Genomic DNA, 16,912 nt, shown 5'->3' with positions numbered 1-16,912 from the left:
TTATGACCATCTTAGTCACCGGCGGTGCCGGTTTTATCGGGGCGAACTTTGTACTGGACTGGCTGGCGCAGTCGGATGAACAGGTAATCAACCTGGACAAGCTGACCTACGCCGGGAACCTGGAAAGCCTGGCAAGTCTGGACGGGGATGCGCGGCATGTATTTGTGCAGGGCGATATCGGTGATAGTGCGCTGGTAACACGCTTGCTAAATGAGCACCAGCCTCGTGCGATCCTCAATTTCGCCGCTGAATCCCACGTCGACCGGTCAATTCACGGTCCGGAAGATTTCATCGAAACCAATATTGTCGGGACGTTCCGACTATTGGAAGCAGTGCGCGCTTATTGGGGGGGGCTCGAACAGGGCGCCAAAGAGGCGTTCCGCTTCCTGCATGTTTCCACCGATGAGGTTTATGGGTCGCTGGCAAAAGATGATCCCGCGTTCACCGAGACCCATCAGTACGAACCGAACAGTCCCTATTCGGCGAGCAAGGCTGCAAGTGACCACTTGGTGCGTGCTTACCACCACACCTATGGCTTGCCTGTTCTGACGACCAACTGCTCGAACAACTACGGTCCGTACCATTTTCCGGAAAAGCTTATTCCGTTGATCATCGTCAACGCCCTTGCCGGTAAGTCTCTGCCGGTATATGGCGACGGCCAGCAAATTCGCGATTGGCTCTACGTCAAAGACCACTGCAGTGCTATTCGCCGCGTACTTGAAGCTGGTTTGCTCGGAGAGACCTACAACGTAGGCGGCTGGAACGAGAAGCCTAATCTCGACATCGTTCACACCGTTTGCGGTTTGCTCGACGAGTTGCGCCCCCGCGATGATGGCCAACCTTACCACCAGCAGATCGCTTATGTTACCGATCGCCCGGGTCACGATCGTCGTTATGCCATTGATGCTCGGAAACTTGAGCGTGAGTTGGGTTGGAAACCGGCGGAAACATTCGAGACCGGTATCCGGAAGACTGTCGAGTGGTATCTCGATAATCAGGTGTGGGTAGGTAATGTCACTAGCGGAGCTTATCGTGATTGGGTAAGCAGGCAGTACACATGAAGAAAATTGTTTTATTTGGAAGTTACGGACAAGTAGGCTGGGAGTTGCAGCGTTCCCTGCCTTTGCTTGGGAACGTTGTGGCTAGCGATCGAAGTAAACTTGACCTGGCTGATTTAGATGCTGTGTCGGACTATCTTCGTCAAGAACGCCCCGACGTTATTGTCAATGCGGCTGCCTATAACGCCGTTGAGCTGGCAGAGACCTGCGAAGATGACGCGCAGGCAATTAACTTTCATTTGGTGAAAGTGCTGGCTGACTACGCGGCGGAGAATAATGCGTGGCTTGTACATTATTCAACCGATTATGTTTTTAACGGCGCCTCCGAACTTCCCTACAGAGAGACTGATGCCCCTGATCCGTTGAATGCATATGGTAGGTCCAAAGCATTGGGCGAGGGTGCGGTTGTTAGTAGTGGCTGCAATCATCTTTTACTTAGAACCAGCTGGGTTTATTCCACGCGGGGGCGAAATTTTGCAAAAACAATATTGAACCTCGCGGCAACCAAGTCAGAATTCTCGGTCGTGGATGATCAAGCCGGTGCGCCGACGAGTGCTTCGCTCGTTGCGGATGCTACCGTGCTTTGCCTATATCGAATTCTGAATGGTACGGGGGCCGAGGCTCTTAGTGGTACGTACCATTTGGTTTCTTCGGGGTATGCGAGCTGGTATGAGTATGCCCGCTATTTGGTTTCAGAGGCATTAAATCTAGGGATTCCTCTTAACTGTACAGAGCACGATATACGTGCTGTGAGTGGTTCTGAGTATCCTACGAAAGCAGTCCGGCCGAAAAGCTCAAGACTGGACAATAGTAAAATTCAAAATGCGTTCAATATAAATATTCCGGATTGGAAGACTTATGTAAAAAGAACGCTTTCTGATATGGCCAGGCAGGGATGATTATGTATCGTAAAGGTATAATTCTAGCGGGTGGTTCTGGTACGCGTCTGCATCCAGCAACACTCGCAATATCGAAGCAGTTGCTTCCGGTTTTTGATAAGCCGATGATTTATTATCCTCTCAGCACATTAATGCTGGCAGGGATCAGAGATATATTGATTATCTCCACGCCACAGGATACCCCTCGCTTCGAGCAGCTTTTGGGTGACGGTGCCAAGTGGGGAATCAATCTGAGTTATGCGGTTCAGCCGTCACCGGATGGCTTAGCCCAGGCATTTATTATTGGCGAGGAATTTCTCGACGGTAATGCGTGTGCTTTGGTGCTGGGCGACAACATCTATCATGGACACGACTTCCAGGAACTTTTGGCAAATGCCATGCAGCGTGACAGCGGTGCAAGTGTCTTTGCATATCACGTGAATGACCCTGAGCGCTATGGCGTGGTTGAGTTTGACAAGTCGGGCAAAGCTATCAGTCTGGAAGAAAAACCGGCAGAGCCTAAATCCAGCTACGCCGTGACCGGCCTTTATTTTTACGATGCAAATGTCGTCGAAATTGCCAAAAGTATCAAACCCTCTGAGCGTGGCGAGTTGGAAATCACGGATGTGAACCGAGTCTATCTGGAGCGTAACAACCTCTCGGTAGAAATCATGGGAAGGGGATATGCCTGGCTGGATACAGGGACTCATGAGTCTCTGCTAGAGGCGAGTCATTTCATTGCGACCCTGGAAAACCGGCAAGGCCTTAAGGTCGCATGCCCTGAAGAGTTGGCATGGCGAAAGGGATGGATATCGGACGAGCAGTTGCTCGCGTTAGCCATGCCATTAATCAAAAACGGCTACGGAAAGTATCTCAAGCGCCTCTTGGAACACGAGAGTCATTGATTTTGCCCGCAGTTGGCCAGGTTAACTCCGGGCCTTTCTGCAAAAAAAGATGTAATTGGATAAAAATTTAAACCGCACAGCACTTGTGATTCGAGGCTAAATACATGTCAATTCAACTGTTTGTACCTAAATTTCGTGTCGACGAATGCCTTGAAGGTATTCGTGAATGTCTTGAGAAAGGCTGGACTGGGTTAGGTTTTAAAACTGTTGAGATGGAAGAAGCATGGAAGTCCTATACCGGGCTGCCGCACGCACATTTTCTTTCGTCGAACACCGTAGGTCTGGAACTGGCTTTCCGCTTGCTCAAGACAAAAAATGGATGGGGCGATGATGCAGAAGTCATTACGACTCCACTGACTTTCGTATCGACCAACCACGCCATTCTCTGCGCAGGCCTGACACCAGTATTCGCAGATGTTGACGAGTCGCTGTGTCTGGACCCTGTCAGCGTAGAGCAGCGCATCACCGACAAGACCAAGGCGCTGATTTTCGTAGGTATTGGTGGCAACGTCGGTCAATACTCGAAAATCCTGGAAATTTGCAAAGCACGTAACATTGCTTTGATTCTAGACGCTGCCCACATGTCGGGTACTCGCATCAATGGGCGTCATGTATGCCCAGAAGCGGACGTAGTGGTGTTCAGCTTCCAGGCTGTAAAAAACCTGGCAACAGCCGATTCGGGCATGATCTGCTTCAAAAATGCGGAAGATGACGAGCGCGTACGCAAGATGAGCTGGTTAGGTATCAACAAGGATACTTACGCTCGTACTGCCGCTCAGGGCGCGTACAAGTGGATGTACGATGTTGAAGAAGTCGGCTTCAAATACCACGGCAACTCGATCATGGCTGTCATGGGCCTGGTTGCATTGAAGTACCTGGATCGTGATAACGCTTACCGTCGCCAGCTCGCCAAGTGGTATCGCGAAAACCTGGAAGGTAACGATAAAGTACGCTTTATTGAAATTAATCCAGAATGTGAGTCGTCGACTCACCTTGTGCAAATTCGTGTCAAAAACCGTGAAGAGCTGATGCTGGCCCTCAATGAACACCAGGTATACCCAGGCGTACATTACCGTGATAACACGGAGTATCGTATGTATGCGCATGGTAATGGCACCTGCCCTAAGGCAGCATTGGCATCCCAGGAAATTATCTCGCTCCCGGTACACATGGGCCTCAGTAAGGCCGATGTAGACACCGTATCTCAATTGGTAGCCAAGTACGCAAAATGAAACCTACCCTCCACTCAACATCTGATGAAGTCGTCGAGATCCGTCTACTGGAGGTGGCTGATTTACAGTCGACCCTGGACTGGCGAAACCGAGACGAAAACCGCCGGTGGTTTATTAACTCAAACATCATTGAATGGGACAGTCACGTAAAGTGGTTCGAGTCCTATTCAAAAAAGTCTGATGATTTTGTGTTCGTCATCGCGGCAGATGGTGAGTTGGTTGGGCAATGCGCTGTTTATGGCGTGGATCTGCAGAGAAAGCGCGCCGAAGTCGGGCGCTTTCTTGCAGCGCCAGACAACGCGGGTAAAGGTTATATCAAGCGAGGCTGCCAACTGTTGATTGAAACGTGTTGGCAGCAGCTTGCGCTTGAGAGCGTATTTCTAGAAGTTCTGGAAGAAAACGTCAGGGCGATTAAGTTATACGAAAAGCTGGGCTTCAACGAAGTTTCCCGTAACGGTAAATTAATAGTGCTTGAGCTAAATAGGCTTTAGATGATCAGTCAGAATAGTTTTTTACCCAATGCATTAAAGTCGCTTCTTGAGTGGCGTGTATGGCTATACCTAGGGCTGCAGGACGTCAAAGCTCGCTTCCGCAGGTCTGCTATCGGACCACTATGGATACTTATAAACCTTGCAATGATGGTTTTAGGCGCAGGGGTGGTTTATGGAGTACTGCTTAAGCAACCGATGGCAGAGTTTCTTCCCTATCTCACGTGCGGCTTGATAGTTTGGGGATTCTTGGTTTCCTCCTTCGTCGAAGGCGGATATGCGTTTGTAGGTTCCGAAGGTTACATCAAACAATTTTCTTTCCCGAAGCAAATATATCTGTTTCGGGTGCTGGTTTCTCTGTTTGCAGTAATGTTGGTTGGTGTTGTAGCTTTGGCAGGGACTTTGTTGTTCTTTGATCGCTTTAATCCCATGGGGTGGCTGTACGCATTGCCCGGAGTTGGAATACTTCTTATAGCTGGATTGGGGCACATCACACTTAGCGCATATCTCTCTGCTCGTTTTAGAGATTTGCCCCATGCCTTGACGGGAATTTTCCAGGTACTGTTTTTTGTAACGCCTATCATGTTCCCCGTTACGATGCTCAAGGATCGTGGTCTGGACTTTGTCTATAAATATAATCCATTGTATTACCTGGTAGATGTAATTAGATTTCCGATTCTGGAAGGGACATTTGCAGTGAAACAGGATTATATGTTTTGCGCTGTTTATCTATCAGTTCTGTGGCTTGTTTGCTTGGTGCTTGCATCTAAAATGGATAAGAAAGTGGTTTATATGCTATGAGCGATATTTCTGTAGTTTTACGAGATGCTAGCGTCGTATTTACCGGGCGAACTGACTTGGTAGGCAGAATAAGGAATACTATTCTACGCCGCCCAGCTGCGACTAATACTCAAGAATACACAATTAACGCGCTTTCCAATGTTAATCTTTCAATTACTCGGGGCGAGCGAGTCGGCCTGATCGGGTTGAACGGCGCTGGTAAAAGTACTCTACTGAAAGTTATGGCTCGCATTTATCCTACGACTTCCGGTAGCGCGCAAACATCTGGGCATGTCTGTCCTATGTTTGAGTTTGCGACAGGTTTCGAAATGAATCAGTCGGGTTGGGATAACATAAAGATTCGTGCGCTCTTGTTGGGGCTGAAGCCGCGAGAGATTAAAGACAAAATGCAGGAGATCGCGGAGTTTTCGGAACTGGGTGAATTCTTGAATTATCCTGTGCGGACTTATTCTGCCGGTATGTTCATTCGCTTGGCATTCTCTGTATCTACCGCGATAAATCCTGAAGTTCTTTTGTTAGATGAGGTTATGGGGGCGGGGGACATAAATTTCGCTCACAAAGCTCAGGAACGTATGAAAAAATTTATGACTCAAGGGAAGATACTGGTCTTCTCGAGTCACTCACCAGATTTGGTAAGTGATTTCTGTGAGCGCACAATTTGGCTTGAAAAAGGAAAAATCCGTATGGATGGCAAAACAGACCAAGTGTTAAAGGCGTACTCAGAAAATTATTCGGCAAGTGTCTAAGGCCTAGAACATGAAAGTCAAAGATCTCATTCGCGAAACTCTATGGTTGCCTGGCAGTTCCTATGGCAACGGTTCACTTCCGATAGTGTCCGTTTTGCTGCCTACTTTTAGGCGGGCAAAGAGTGGTAAGTTTCGTAAGGCAATCGAATCAGTTCTGAGCCAGACTCTAACCGAGCTTGAACTGATAATTGTCGACGACGCAAGTACCGACGGCAGTGCTGATATTATTGCGGAGTTCATGGAGAAAGACGGCCGGGTGAGCTGCCTTCGACATCCGAAAAACATCGGCCTTCCTGCGGTTTCTGAATATGAGGCATATTCCAAGTCTCGCGGTCGCTACATAGCGTTTGCGTTTGATGATGACGTGTTCTTTCCTGATGCATTGCATGATCTATACACCGAAGCGCAGAAGACGCCTGATCAGTTGATTTACGGCTCTGTTGAAATGAGAGTTGTCGAGTTTGGATCCGGTGGCGAGCAAGTCGTGCACCTAGGTGCAAGCTTATCAAATAACAATATAAATTCCGGGAACTACATCGCAAATAACTCGGTGCTGGTCCCGCGTTTTATTCTTGAAGACATCGGCCTGTACGATCCACACATCCTCATGACCCGTGTGTGTGATTGGGACTTATGGCGAAGGATTTCACGTAAGTATATTCTCCGCTACGTAGATATTTCTGTTGGCGAGGTTGGCGGCCCTGCGACCAATGACAGTCTCGGTAAAACATACGCATTAGATAGTTGGGCCTCGGAAGAAAGAATCAGGCAGGAGCGTGATATTTCTCTCAGGCCTTCAAACTTTGAAGAATATGACGTTTTCAGTCTGCCGCAGACAACAACCCATTGCACTGTCGTTGCAGCTAAAGAGATGGCGTTCGCCCATGCTCGTAGCAGAAATAATTTTGATATCGCCAGTTCATTAATCGACTCCGATGAAAAAAGAAAAATATTGGTCTTGACTGCGCACCCGAGCGCTAGCACGACCGTTACATTTGACTTTTTGCCTGAAGAGTGGAAAAGCCGGGTACGCGTAATTGTCCCAGGGCATTGGCCATTGTCAGAAATTGCACATGCGAGTTGTGTTATTTTTGTCAGGCAGTTGGATCCATTTTTTGAGTGGATTGATGCGGCACATAAGCTGCAAATTCCCTGCTATTACTTTACCGATGACAACTTGACACTTCTTCAAGAAACCAAGGAAATGAGTGGTTTCGAGGATTTCAGTAAAAAGACGCTGAGACATAAACTCAAAGATTTTTCTGGTGTTCTTACGAGCACTTTACCTTTGCTCGAGTATTTCAAAGAGCATTTGCTTCACTCGAACGTTGAGTGGTTTCCGCCGACATTTCGAGACATGAAAATAAGTACTGATGAAGTTTCTACTGCGCGCGAACAGTTGGTTATCGCGTTTGCAGGTGGTAGTCATCGATTGTCTGCGCTACTGGATGTCATGCTACCAGCATTTCTCAAATATGTTGAGTCAGGTAGAAGTATTCAACTTGTTGTTGGAGGCGCTAATACAGAGTTTTTTGAAGACTTTAAGCAGCATGATCGACTAGAGTTGATAACGATGCCGTTTGAGCTAAATTGGGAAACTGCACTTTTGCAAATTTCTAAATATAGCCCGGATATTCTTATACACGCGCCAAGTGAGTCGATCAATAATTTGTACAAGACTACAAACGTAGCTATGTCTGCGAATGTACTGAACGCAGTGTTGGTGGTTCCTGATTACTTTCCATATTCCGAATTAAAACAGTTGGAAGTTGGTTATGTTGTCTCTTCACCGTTTAGTGCTCGTTCTTGGTCTGATATGTTGGAGAGTTTGGATTTTTCTAAGTTCTCTATGTTTAAAAAGAACAATAGAGCGTACTGTGAAGAGAAGTTCTCCGGCGTAATCAGTTGTGATGTGTTGCGCTCGATATCCAGTTCTACTACCTTTAATGGATTTACTACCGTTGAAAGTAGGCTTAAGCTTATTTCTCGAAGTAATGGTGGAAATATCGCTGTTGCGGGTAATGATTCAATAAAAAATCCGCAAAAACTGATTGAAAGTCTGGCGGAACTGGCCCGGTTACGACAGGCAACCTCGAATTCCAAGCGTTTAGGCTTCATGTCTCGTAAGCACGATTTGTGGGACAGCTTAATGCCACAGTTCGGCCGCATGAAAGAGTTTTTACTAGACGTCAAGCGTAATAATGTTGGTGCTGTTTTAGAATTATCCAAATCGCTACATGATGTACCATATATCGAATATGAGTTGAGCATTGCGACTAATATCAGATCTTTTTTGATTGCATTTACTACGGACGGTCTCCAGGACGGACTGGTTGGTATCGAACTTATTGGGCCATCCGGGTCTATTATTCTTAATAGGGTTGTAGCGTTGAACGGAGTGGACTTGTCTTTGCCGGTCGAGTTTGCTGTGGATCACGTCCTAGCTTCCTCTTCAACGGTATACAGGCTTCGTGTGTTTGCACGGGCGGCTCACCCTGTATACATGTTTGAGTTTGTTAAGTATCGTTATGCGGGTTTGAAACGTATCCCTGTATCTCCTTTTGCGGAAGTATTAGCTATATAGGTGTTGGCTATGAAACTGGACATCGGTTGTGGACCTAAGTGTCTTCCTGGATTTATTGGTGTCGACCGATTTCCATTGCCAGGTGTCCAAGTGGTAGCGGATCTTGACAGGCCGCTACCTTTTGGAGAGAGTTCCGTTGAGCTTGTTCATGCATCTCACAGCCTGGAGCATGTGTCCGATCTGATATTTACAATGAAAGAGCTTTATCGAGTTTGTAAGCATAAAGCTCAGATTTGTATTGTCGTACCTTATTACGAGCAGAAACTAAACTTAGCCAATCCATACCATCTTCAAGTGTTTAACGAACATACGCCAAGGTTCTGGTCGAGTTGTTCTTGGGCACCTATTGACAAAAGAGAGTACTACCATCCTCATGCAGTTAGCTGGGGCTTGTCGCAATCCGATAACTCAAACCCAGGATTGGAAATTCGATTGCTACGGATGGAGTTTTTTTATTTTCCGAAATTCAATCGAATTGATCCTTCCTGTCAAAGAGAGTTGCGTCAACATTTAACCGATGTTTGCCATCAAATTGTTTATCATCTCGTTGTTTGGAAAGAAGATGATGAGAATGGTTACTTGGAGCTGGCAAAGAATTTGGATGGTTACCCATTTCTGGATACTCCCGCGTTGCAAGAGTCCAGAGCCGCGGCCAAAGCTTATAGCGCAGAAGGTTTCTCCACTGTGTCATACGCAGAGGAGTTGTTAGGTAAGCGACTAAAAGAGCAACGTGACTATGTTGCAGAGTGCGAAGCAAAACTGCTTAGACATGAAAGGCTGATTGGATTGCTAACCGTGGGTCCTGATCTGCCTGATGTAGACCTGAAACGCATGGACGATTATTTTGAGGCAAATTATCGTTCTCGTAAACCAAGGGATTATCGGCTTAGCAAAGAGGTGCCGATCGAAGGGTATATTGAATATCAAATTCAAGGCTCCGGTCCGTGCAATTCTATTTTTGTATATGTGTACCTGTCTGCTGATACCAAAGGCGCGCAACTTGGCATAGAGTTGGTTGGTAAAAGTAGTGACATTATATGGAATTCGACGACGGTATTGTCTGGCGTTGATACCATCGGGCTCGTCCGTTTCTCTCTCGGAAATTTGCTACAGCAAGAAGAAGTGGCATTCATTCGTTTCTTTGGTCGAGAATCTGGTGCTTGCGTCAAAATTGTAGAGTGTTCGATGGTATCGCGTTGGCCTTTGCGTCCCAATAAACTAGTTCCGTGCGCATATTTTTCATATGATGAGTGATTTAGGTTTAAGCGTTAATATATTATTGATTGTCGAGGCGGATATCGCGACAACTCAGTTGACTGAGCAGTTGCTTTCGGAATGTTCTGGTCTCGGTGTTACATATAAAAAAGTATATCTTTCCCAGATAGATGAGCAGCTTCTATCGAACTCAGAACTTCCATTGTTTGTTCGGACTGCAGATCCTGTTGCGATTTTCTGGATGGAGTCGTTGAAACGCAGTAATATTCCATATTTTTATTATATTGATGACAATTTTTGGTTGATTGAAGGGGAGACTGCTTTAGCGAAGTACTATAAACATCCGATTATTCGGCGCTCTCTAAAGTATGCGGTGGAGAAAGCGCATACTGTTATTACCAATTCGGTAGCTCTTAGAGAGTACATACTTCCGAAAAATCGCAATACGGTGCTGTTGCCTGCTTTTTTTGATTTTTCATTACTTTCTGGGTGCGAAGTAAGTACAGACTCGGAATACCGTATCGGATTTGCCGGCAGCCCATCGCGTGATGCGGATCTGGATATTCTCAAGGACGTGATTCCTCATATACTCGCGAAAAGAAGCAATGTTGTTTTTGAATTTATCGGCTGCATGCCCAGCTGGTTGGAGCAGGGGGCCAGAGTAAGGTTTTTCGGGCATATGAATAGCTATGCTGAATATATAGCCTTTCAAGTACAGCGCGGTTGGAAAATAGGTCTCGCGCCACTTGATAACAAAAATTCTAATAAGTATAAAACGAACAACAAATATCGTGAGTACGCTGCATTTCGATGTGCTGGAATTTATACACAATCTGAAAGTTATGTAGGTTCTGTAGTTGATGGTGTAACTGGGTTGTTGATGGAATCTAACACTGCTGCATGCTGGATCGCTGCTATTGAACGTTATTTAGATGATGAGGTGAGCAGGGCTACCATTGCTGACAACGCATACAATGATGTGCTTCGCCGGTTTGATATCGCCACTGTAGCGGCGCAATGGACCGCTCTTTTTCAAGTGGGCGGAAGGTTAATGAATAGCAGTACGATACAGCCTGTTCGTATTTCCACCTGGGGCGGATTCGTCAGGCGCTTGTCCCATTACTGGTTGTTGGTTGAAATTTCCATGTATGAGGGCGGTTTCAAGTTGACCTTTTCCAGAGTTCTTAATAAATTTTTGCGCTATTTTCATTTAAAAGGGCCGCGCTAAGCTGGCTGGTACACTTTTCGGGGGTATATTTCGATGAGGTTCGAGTTGTAGACTTACTCGTTTTTTTGCATCTTCGCAACTCCGGAAAATCCAAATCAGGGTCTACCGTATCGGGTTGCGAGAATGTTCTGAGAGATTGCTCAGTAATTTCTCCTGCACGCTTTTCGTGATAAATTGAGCCCCTGCTCTCTCCGAATCGGTTAAAATGCCAAAAAAAATACTTGTCACCGGTGCGACAGGATTTCTTGGAAGGTCCTTGGTTCAGCATTTTTGCAATTTTCCAGATAATTCCGTCGTGGCCCCATTACGGAGTGTACGAGGGAAGTTACCAGAGGAAATGACTGTAACTCGTATATCGGATATTAATGAAGATACCGACTGGCGCGAGTCTTTAACTGGTGTGGATGTTGTTGTACATGCTGCGGCGCGAGTGCATGTCATGCAAGAAGACTCGGCAAAATCCATTGAAGAGTTTCGCGCGGTTAATGTCAAAGGAACACTTTGTCTGGCACGGCAGGCCGTTGCGGCCGGTGCCAAAAGGTTCATTTATATAAGTTCTATCAAGGTTAATGGCGAAGCTACTCTGCTCGGCCATGCCTTTAGTGCCAGCGACACTCCGCTCCCGTCTGATGCTTATGGGATCTCCAAATACGAAGCAGAGCAACAACTAATGCAGCTTGCCCAGACAGGCGCAATAGAAGTTGTAATCATCCGCCCGGTACTAATTTATGGTCCAGGTGTAGGTGCGAACTTTCGTCAAATGATGCACTGGCTCACGAAGGGCATTCCAATGCCTTTCGGATCTGTTCACAACCTGCGAAGTCTCGTTTCACTGGATAACGTCGTTGATTTGGTCAGTACGTGTGTCGATCATCCTCGTGCCGCAAACCAGGTGTTTCTGGTCAGTGATGATGAAGATGTTTCTACAACCCAATTGATGCAACGTCTTCTGATTTTTTTGGGTAGAAAAACCTGGCTCGTCCCCGTTCCTGTTTCGCTACTGAAGTTCTTCGCTCGCCTGGTGGGGCGAGGTGCAGTCGCTCAGCGGCTTTTCGGCTCGCTACAGGTCGATATCAAGAAGAATCGAGAGTTGTTAGGCTGGCGTCCGCCCTTCACCCTGGATGAGGGCTTGAAGGCGACGGCTGAGCATTTTCTGGAGTCTCGCAAAAGATGAGTTACGGATATTTCATTCCATTGGTTTTCGGAATTGCTTTTTTGCTGACTGCTGTTTTGCGCCGGTATGCGATATCTCGAAGTCTGATGGATGTTCCTAATGCACGCAGCTCTCATGTTGTGGCTACGCCACGCGGTGGCGGCATAGCGATTGTTGCGGCATTTATCTTGTCCCTGGGCTTTCTGTTTTTCACGGATTTGATTTCCGTCCGGTTTTTTGTCGCGATGGCAGGGGGCGGTGGTGCCATTGCCTTGATTGGATTCATGGATGATCACGGGCATATCGCCGCGCGATGGCGATTGTTGGGTCATTTTGCTTCAGCTTTGTGGTTATTGGGCTGGATGGGGGGCATACCACCCGTTGAGTTGTTCGGTACTTCGATCGAACTGGGTTGGCTGGGTTTTGTGCTGGGCGCTTTTTATCTTGTGTGGCTACTCAATCTTTACAACTTCATGGACGGCATTGACGGAATCGCCAGTGTAGAAGCGATTTGTGCCTGCGTCGGTGCTTGTCTGCTTTACTGGTTGTCGGGATTGGAGAATCTGATCTGGGCGCCTTTGTTGCTCGCTGCTGCCGTTGGCGGTTTTCTATATTGGAACTTCCCACCGGCACGGATATTCATGGGCGACGCTGGCAGTGGATTTCTGGGCATCGTCCTTGGCGGATTGTCTCTGCAGGCTGCCTGGGTGAGCGCACCGATGCTCTGGGCCTGGATGATTTTGCTTGGTGTGTTCATTGTCGACGCTACGTACACGCTGTTTCATCGCATGCTGAGAGGAGAAAAGATCTATGAAGCACACCGTAGTCATGCCTATCAGTTCGCTTCACGTCGCTTTGGCAAACACTTGCCGGTCACTGTTGCGGTCGGCGTGATCAATCTGTTCTGGCTGTTGCCCATTGCCTTTTGTGTCACGCGCCTCGGTTTGGACGGTGCTTTGGGTGTGCTTTTGGCTTACATTCCATTGATCGTACTGGCAATAAAGTTTCACGCCGGAGATCTCGAGATTCCGGTGGTCAAGAACTAAGCAGTAATTGCCAGGTCATTTAGGTTTAGAGTGATCACGAAACGCCATTGAGCCGGCACGATGGCGAGTGCTGCTCAAAGGAGTGATCAAGGTAATTGAAGGGTTTATGGATAAAATCAGAGAGTACCTGTTAGGCCTTCCCCGGCGCCGCAAGAGACTGCTTCAGGTTGCCACAGACATCGTGCTCGTCTGGGCCGCTTTGTGGCTGGCCTTTATCGTTCGCCTGGGTCTGGACGATATGTACAACCCTTTCAAGGTGCATTTCTGGCTTTTCGTATGCGCGCCTGTTGTCGCGATTCCCTTGTTCATTCGTTTTGGCATGTACCGTGCGGTAATGCGCTATTTTGGCAACGATGCGCTGGTCGCTATTATCAAAGCGGTCAGTCTGTCCGCATTGATTCTGGCGCTGGTTGTCTATTGGTATAGCAACCACGAGGCGGTAGTCCCGCGTTCGATTGTCTTCAACTATTGGTGGCTGAGCCTTGTCATCATCGGCGGCTTGCGGTTGTGCATGCGTCAGTATTTCATGGGGGACTGGTTCGCTGGCGCTCAGCACGTACCCTTTTCCAGCCGTGACGATAGCCTTATCAAAGTTGCAGTCTATGGGGCTGGAGTCGCGGGTAATCAATTGGTTGCCGCATTACGCATGGGCCGAACCATGCGCCCGGTGGCATTTATTGATGACGACCCGAGCATTGCTGATCGGGTAATTGCCGGGCTGCAGGTTTACAAACCCAAGCACATTCAACAGATGATCGATGAAACAGGTGCGCAGGAAATTCTTTTAGCGCTGCCGTCGTCGACACGTGCACGTCGCCGGGAGATTCTCACGCTTCTGGAGAGTTTTCCGCTACATATCCGCAGCGTTCCAAATTTCACTGACCTTGCCAGTGGCCGAGTCAAGGTCGAGGATATTCAGGAAGTGGATATCGCTGATCTGTTGGGGCGTGATTCGGTGCCTGCACAACCGGATCTGCTTGAGCGCTGTATCAAGGGCAAGACGGTGATGGTTACTGGCGCTGGCGGTTCCATTGGCTCTGAGCTTTGCCGACAGATCTACTCGCTTGGCCCCACCAGGCTATTGTTGTTTGACCACAGCGAGTTCAACCTTTACAGCATACTTTCGGAGTTGGAGCAAAGGGGAACCCGGGAGTCGACTTCGGTCAAGCTCTTGCCGATACTCGGATCCATCCGACATCCGCATAAACTGCTGGATGTCATGAATACCTGGGACGTTGAAACTGTTTACCATGCGGCCGCGTATAAGCACGTGCCCATGGTTGAACACAACATTGCAGAAGGGGTGCTCAATAACGTCATCGGGACGCTTAATACTGCCCAGGCTGCCTTGCAATCGGGGGTGTCCAACTTCGTATTGATTTCCACAGACAAGGCGGTTCGCCCTACTAACGTGATGGGCAGTACCAAGCGTCTTGCCGAGTTGACGCTTCAGGCCTTGAGTCGAGAAATCGCCCCTGTTCTGTTCGGCGACAAATCCAATGTGTCTCGAGTCAACAAGACTCGTTTTACGATGGTCCGCTTCGGCAATGTGCTGGGTTCTTCCGGTTCGGTTATTCCCTTGTTCCACAGTCAGATCAAATCAGGTGGGCCATTGACGGTGACCCACCCCAAGATTACCCGTTACTTCATGACTATCCCTGAAGCCGCGCAACTAGTGATTCAGGCCGGTTCCATGGGGCAGGGGGGCGATGTGTTCGTACTCGATATGGGGGAACCGGTAAGAATTGTCGAACTGGCGAAGAAGATGATTCATTTGTCCGGTTTGAGCGTGCGTTCGGAGAAAAATCTGCAAGGTGACATTTCGATCGAATTCACCGGATTACGCCCCGGCGAGAAGCTTTATGAAGAGTTGTTGATTGGCGATAACGTATTGGCGACTGAACACCCGATGATCATGAGTGCTAGCGAAGATCATTTGCCATGGGACTTGCTCAAGCTTCGTTTGGCGGATTTGCTGGCTGCCGTCGAGGAAGATGATTATTCGCGCGTTCGCCAGTTGCTGCGAGACACCGTCTCCGGCTACACCCCCGATGGCGAAATTGTCGACTGGATCTATCAGCAACGCCGTCTCGAGCCCTGATTGTTTCACATTCTGTAACGCTCGCATTTTTGACATACACCCATCATGACCTACGTTTGGAGAGCAGCTTCGGAAAAGCTGCTTTCTCAAACGATGATGGAGCGTCAAAAATGCGTACCGGTTACTTCTGTTCTCTGATTTTTGCTTTCCTCACCAGCGCCTCGATCGCCGCTATTGCTGCACCTGTTGCCCCAGTGGAGTCACCCAAAGCGCCGTTGGTGATGGATACAGCGGCAGCTTCCCAAAGTGCAAAAGTCGATCTCAACGATGCCGACGCGGCGACGCTGCAAAAGGAACTGGCTGGGGTAGGTGAGGCCAAAGCGAAAGCGATTGTTGCGTATCGTGAAACAAACGGGCCGTTTTCATCGGTGGATGAGTTGCTGGAAGTGAAGGGGATTGGCAAGGCGATCCTGGATCGCAATCGCGACAAGCTGGAAGTCAACTAAGCTGAGTGTTCAAAGCCAAGAGGCCGGTCATTGACCGGCCTTTTTTACTTGCGCAGTGCATGGCCGCTGGTAGCGGTGGAGAGGGCACCCGTCGGACGATTTAAAATTATGGCTATCATATTGCCTTTAGATTATGCCTATAATAATTTGCCGGGGCGTCGAGCCGACACGTCTCATCGGCAACTTCCTTCATCAAGTATTCCAGGAGCACTCTCATGAATTCCGCACACTCCCAAGGTACTGCTCTCGTCACCGGCGCATCGTCGGGTATCGGTGCGATTTATGCTCAGCGCCTGGCGGCGCGTGGTTTTGATCTGCTGTTGGTAGCCCGTGACAAGGACCGTCTGGAAAGTGCTGCTAGCCAGTTGCGTGAAGCCCATGGCGTTCAGGTTGAAGTGCTCAAGGCCGATCTGACACAGAAGGATGACGTGCTCAAACTCGAACAACGCCTGCGCAGCGATTCCAGCATAAGCTTGCTGGTCAATAACGCCGGTGTGGCGGCGGACGGATTGCTGGCCAATGCCGATATGGACCGGTTGGAGCGACTGATCCAGTTGAACATCACCGCCGTCACGCGTCTGGCCTCGGCGGCAGCCGCCAGTTTCGCCAAGGCCGGTCGTGGCACGATCATTAATATCGCCTCGGTGGTGGCGTTGTTCCCGGAACGCTTCAACGCTACCTACAGCGCCAGCAAAGCTTATGTACTGAGCCTGACCCAGTCGTTGAACACTGAACTTGAAGGCACCGGCGCGCAGATCCAGGCTGTGCTGCCCGGCGTAACCCGCACCGAAATCTGGGAGCGCTCCGGTATCGATGCCAGTGGCATTCCGGCAGAAATGGTCATGGACGCGGGCGAGATGGTCGATGCGGCGCTGGCCGGTCTGGATCAGGGCGAGTTGATCACCATTCCTTCACTGCCTGATGCAGGCGAATGGCACGCATTTGTTGCGGCTCGTCATGTCATGGCGCCGAACCTTTCTCGCAGTGTCGCAGCCCAACGCTACAAGTCCGGCAATTGAATTGATCAGAGG

Annotated in this window: 15 protein-coding genes; all 15 read left to right on the top strand. The window is 48.6% G+C overall.

Annotation, left to right across the window (positions count from 1 at the left end; genetic code table 11):
• The first annotated feature begins 2 nt into the window (after window positions 1-2).
• The 15 genes from rfbB (at window position 3) to U6037_RS20570 (ending at window position 16,900) form a co-directional block, all read left to right on the top strand.
• Window positions 3-1,061, top strand: a complete 1,059-nt coding sequence (rfbB, locus tag U6037_RS20640) for a dTDP-glucose 4,6-dehydratase (protein ID WP_322844358.1) — start codon at window positions 3-5, stop codon at window positions 1,059-1,061.
• On the top strand, window positions 1,058-1,957 hold the full coding sequence (rfbD, locus tag U6037_RS20635; protein ID WP_322844357.1) for a dTDP-4-dehydrorhamnose reductase: 900 nt from the start codon (window positions 1,058-1,060) through the stop codon (window positions 1,955-1,957). The genes rfbB and rfbD overlap by 4 nt, the downstream gene beginning before the upstream one ends.
• 2 nt (window positions 1,958-1,959) lie before the next feature.
• Window positions 1,960-2,841 carry a glucose-1-phosphate thymidylyltransferase RfbA gene (gene rfbA, locus U6037_RS20630; protein ID WP_322844356.1) on the top strand — a complete coding sequence of 294 codons (882 nt, stop codon included), beginning with the start codon at window positions 1,960-1,962 and terminating at the stop codon, window positions 2,839-2,841.
• Between the two features lie 104 nt (window positions 2,842-2,945).
• Window positions 2,946-4,073 carry a DegT/DnrJ/EryC1/StrS family aminotransferase gene (locus U6037_RS20625; RefSeq protein WP_322844355.1) on the top strand — a complete coding sequence of 376 codons (1,128 nt, stop codon included), beginning with the start codon at window positions 2,946-2,948 and terminating at the stop codon, window positions 4,071-4,073.
• Window positions 4,070-4,564: a GNAT family N-acetyltransferase gene (locus tag U6037_RS20620; protein WP_322844354.1), complete on the top strand. Its 495-nt coding sequence runs from the start codon at window positions 4,070-4,072 to the stop codon at window positions 4,562-4,564. The genes U6037_RS20625 and U6037_RS20620 overlap by 4 nt, the downstream gene beginning before the upstream one ends.
• On the top strand, window positions 4,565-5,362 hold the full coding sequence (locus U6037_RS20615) for an ABC transporter permease (RefSeq protein ID WP_322844353.1): 798 nt from the start codon (window positions 4,565-4,567) through the stop codon (window positions 5,360-5,362).
• Window positions 5,363-5,442: 80 nt separating this feature from the next.
• Window positions 5,443-6,108, top strand: a complete 666-nt coding sequence (locus tag U6037_RS20610) for an ABC transporter ATP-binding protein (protein WP_416221727.1) — start codon at window positions 5,443-5,445, stop codon at window positions 6,106-6,108.
• Between the two features lie 10 nt (window positions 6,109-6,118).
• Window positions 6,119-8,692, top strand: coding sequence for a glycosyltransferase family 2 protein (locus U6037_RS20605; RefSeq protein WP_322844351.1), 2,574 nt, complete (start codon window positions 6,119-6,121; stop codon window positions 8,690-8,692).
• 9 nt (window positions 8,693-8,701) lie between these two features.
• The gene (locus tag U6037_RS20600; RefSeq protein ID WP_322844350.1) at window positions 8,702-9,946 is read left to right on the top strand and encodes a class I SAM-dependent methyltransferase; all 1,245 of its coding nucleotides are present in this window, start codon (window positions 8,702-8,704) and stop codon (window positions 9,944-9,946) included.
• Entirely contained in the window at window positions 9,936-11,135 is a 1,200-nt protein-coding gene (locus U6037_RS20595; RefSeq protein WP_322844349.1) for a glycosyltransferase, read from the top strand. The genes U6037_RS20600 and U6037_RS20595 overlap by 11 nt, the downstream gene beginning before the upstream one ends.
• A gap of 205 nt (window positions 11,136-11,340) precedes the next feature.
• Window positions 11,341-12,309, top strand: a complete 969-nt coding sequence (locus U6037_RS20590) for an SDR family oxidoreductase (RefSeq protein ID WP_322844348.1) — start codon at window positions 11,341-11,343, stop codon at window positions 12,307-12,309.
• Window positions 12,306-13,334 carry a glycosyltransferase family 4 protein gene (locus U6037_RS20585; protein WP_322844347.1) on the top strand — a complete coding sequence of 343 codons (1,029 nt, stop codon included), beginning with the start codon at window positions 12,306-12,308 and terminating at the stop codon, window positions 13,332-13,334. The genes U6037_RS20590 and U6037_RS20585 overlap by 4 nt, the downstream gene beginning before the upstream one ends.
• A 106-nt stretch (window positions 13,335-13,440) precedes the next feature.
• A complete protein-coding gene (locus tag U6037_RS20580) occupies window positions 13,441-15,435 on the top strand; it encodes a nucleoside-diphosphate sugar epimerase/dehydratase (protein WP_322847346.1) in 1,995 nt (664 codons plus the stop codon).
• 110 nt (window positions 15,436-15,545) lie between these two features.
• The gene (locus U6037_RS20575; protein ID WP_322844346.1) at window positions 15,546-15,881 is read left to right on the top strand and encodes a helix-hairpin-helix domain-containing protein; all 336 of its coding nucleotides are present in this window, start codon (window positions 15,546-15,548) and stop codon (window positions 15,879-15,881) included.
• Between the two features lie 215 nt (window positions 15,882-16,096).
• Window positions 16,097-16,900: an SDR family oxidoreductase gene (locus U6037_RS20570; protein WP_322844345.1), complete on the top strand. Its 804-nt coding sequence runs from the start codon at window positions 16,097-16,099 to the stop codon at window positions 16,898-16,900.
• The last annotated feature ends 12 nt before the right edge of the window (window positions 16,901-16,912 follow it).

It is taken from the genome of Pseudomonas sp. B33.4, from assembly GCF_034555375.1.
Lineage (GTDB): Bacteria > Pseudomonadota > Gammaproteobacteria > Pseudomonadales > Pseudomonadaceae > Aquipseudomonas.
Note: the sequence above shows the minus strand (reverse complement) of the source record. Positions and strands in the feature narration are given on the sequence as shown.

Bases quoted from the DNA above. Each gene is read 5' to 3' on its own strand.
- rfbB (WP_322844358.1), top strand. From the start codon at position 3: ATGACCATCTTAGTCACCGGCGGTGCCGGTTTTATCGGGGCGAACTTT.
- rfbD (WP_322844357.1), top strand. From the start codon at position 1,058: ATGAAGAAAATTGTTTTATTTGGAAGTTACGGACAAGTAGGCTGGGAG.
- rfbA (WP_322844356.1), top strand. From the start codon at position 1,960: ATGTATCGTAAAGGTATAATTCTAGCGGGTGGTTCTGGTACGCGTCTG.
- U6037_RS20625 (WP_322844355.1), top strand. From the start codon at position 2,946: ATGTCAATTCAACTGTTTGTACCTAAATTTCGTGTCGACGAATGCCTT.
- U6037_RS20620 (WP_322844354.1), top strand. From the start codon at position 4,070: ATGAAACCTACCCTCCACTCAACATCTGATGAAGTCGTCGAGATCCGT.
- U6037_RS20615 (WP_322844353.1), top strand. From the start codon at position 4,565: ATGATCAGTCAGAATAGTTTTTTACCCAATGCATTAAAGTCGCTTCTT.
- U6037_RS20605 (WP_322844351.1), top strand. From the start codon at position 6,119: ATGAAAGTCAAAGATCTCATTCGCGAAACTCTATGGTTGCCTGGCAGT.
- U6037_RS20600 (WP_322844350.1), top strand. From the start codon at position 8,702: ATGAAACTGGACATCGGTTGTGGACCTAAGTGTCTTCCTGGATTTATT.
- U6037_RS20595 (WP_322844349.1), top strand. From the start codon at position 9,936: ATGATGAGTGATTTAGGTTTAAGCGTTAATATATTATTGATTGTCGAG.
- U6037_RS20590 (WP_322844348.1), top strand. From the start codon at position 11,341: ATGCCAAAAAAAATACTTGTCACCGGTGCGACAGGATTTCTTGGAAGG.
- U6037_RS20585 (WP_322844347.1), top strand. From the start codon at position 12,306: ATGAGTTACGGATATTTCATTCCATTGGTTTTCGGAATTGCTTTTTTG.
- U6037_RS20580 (WP_322847346.1), top strand. From the start codon at position 13,441: ATGGATAAAATCAGAGAGTACCTGTTAGGCCTTCCCCGGCGCCGCAAG.
- U6037_RS20575 (WP_322844346.1), top strand. From the start codon at position 15,546: ATGCGTACCGGTTACTTCTGTTCTCTGATTTTTGCTTTCCTCACCAGC.
- U6037_RS20570 (WP_322844345.1), top strand. From the start codon at position 16,097: ATGAATTCCGCACACTCCCAAGGTACTGCTCTCGTCACCGGCGCATCG.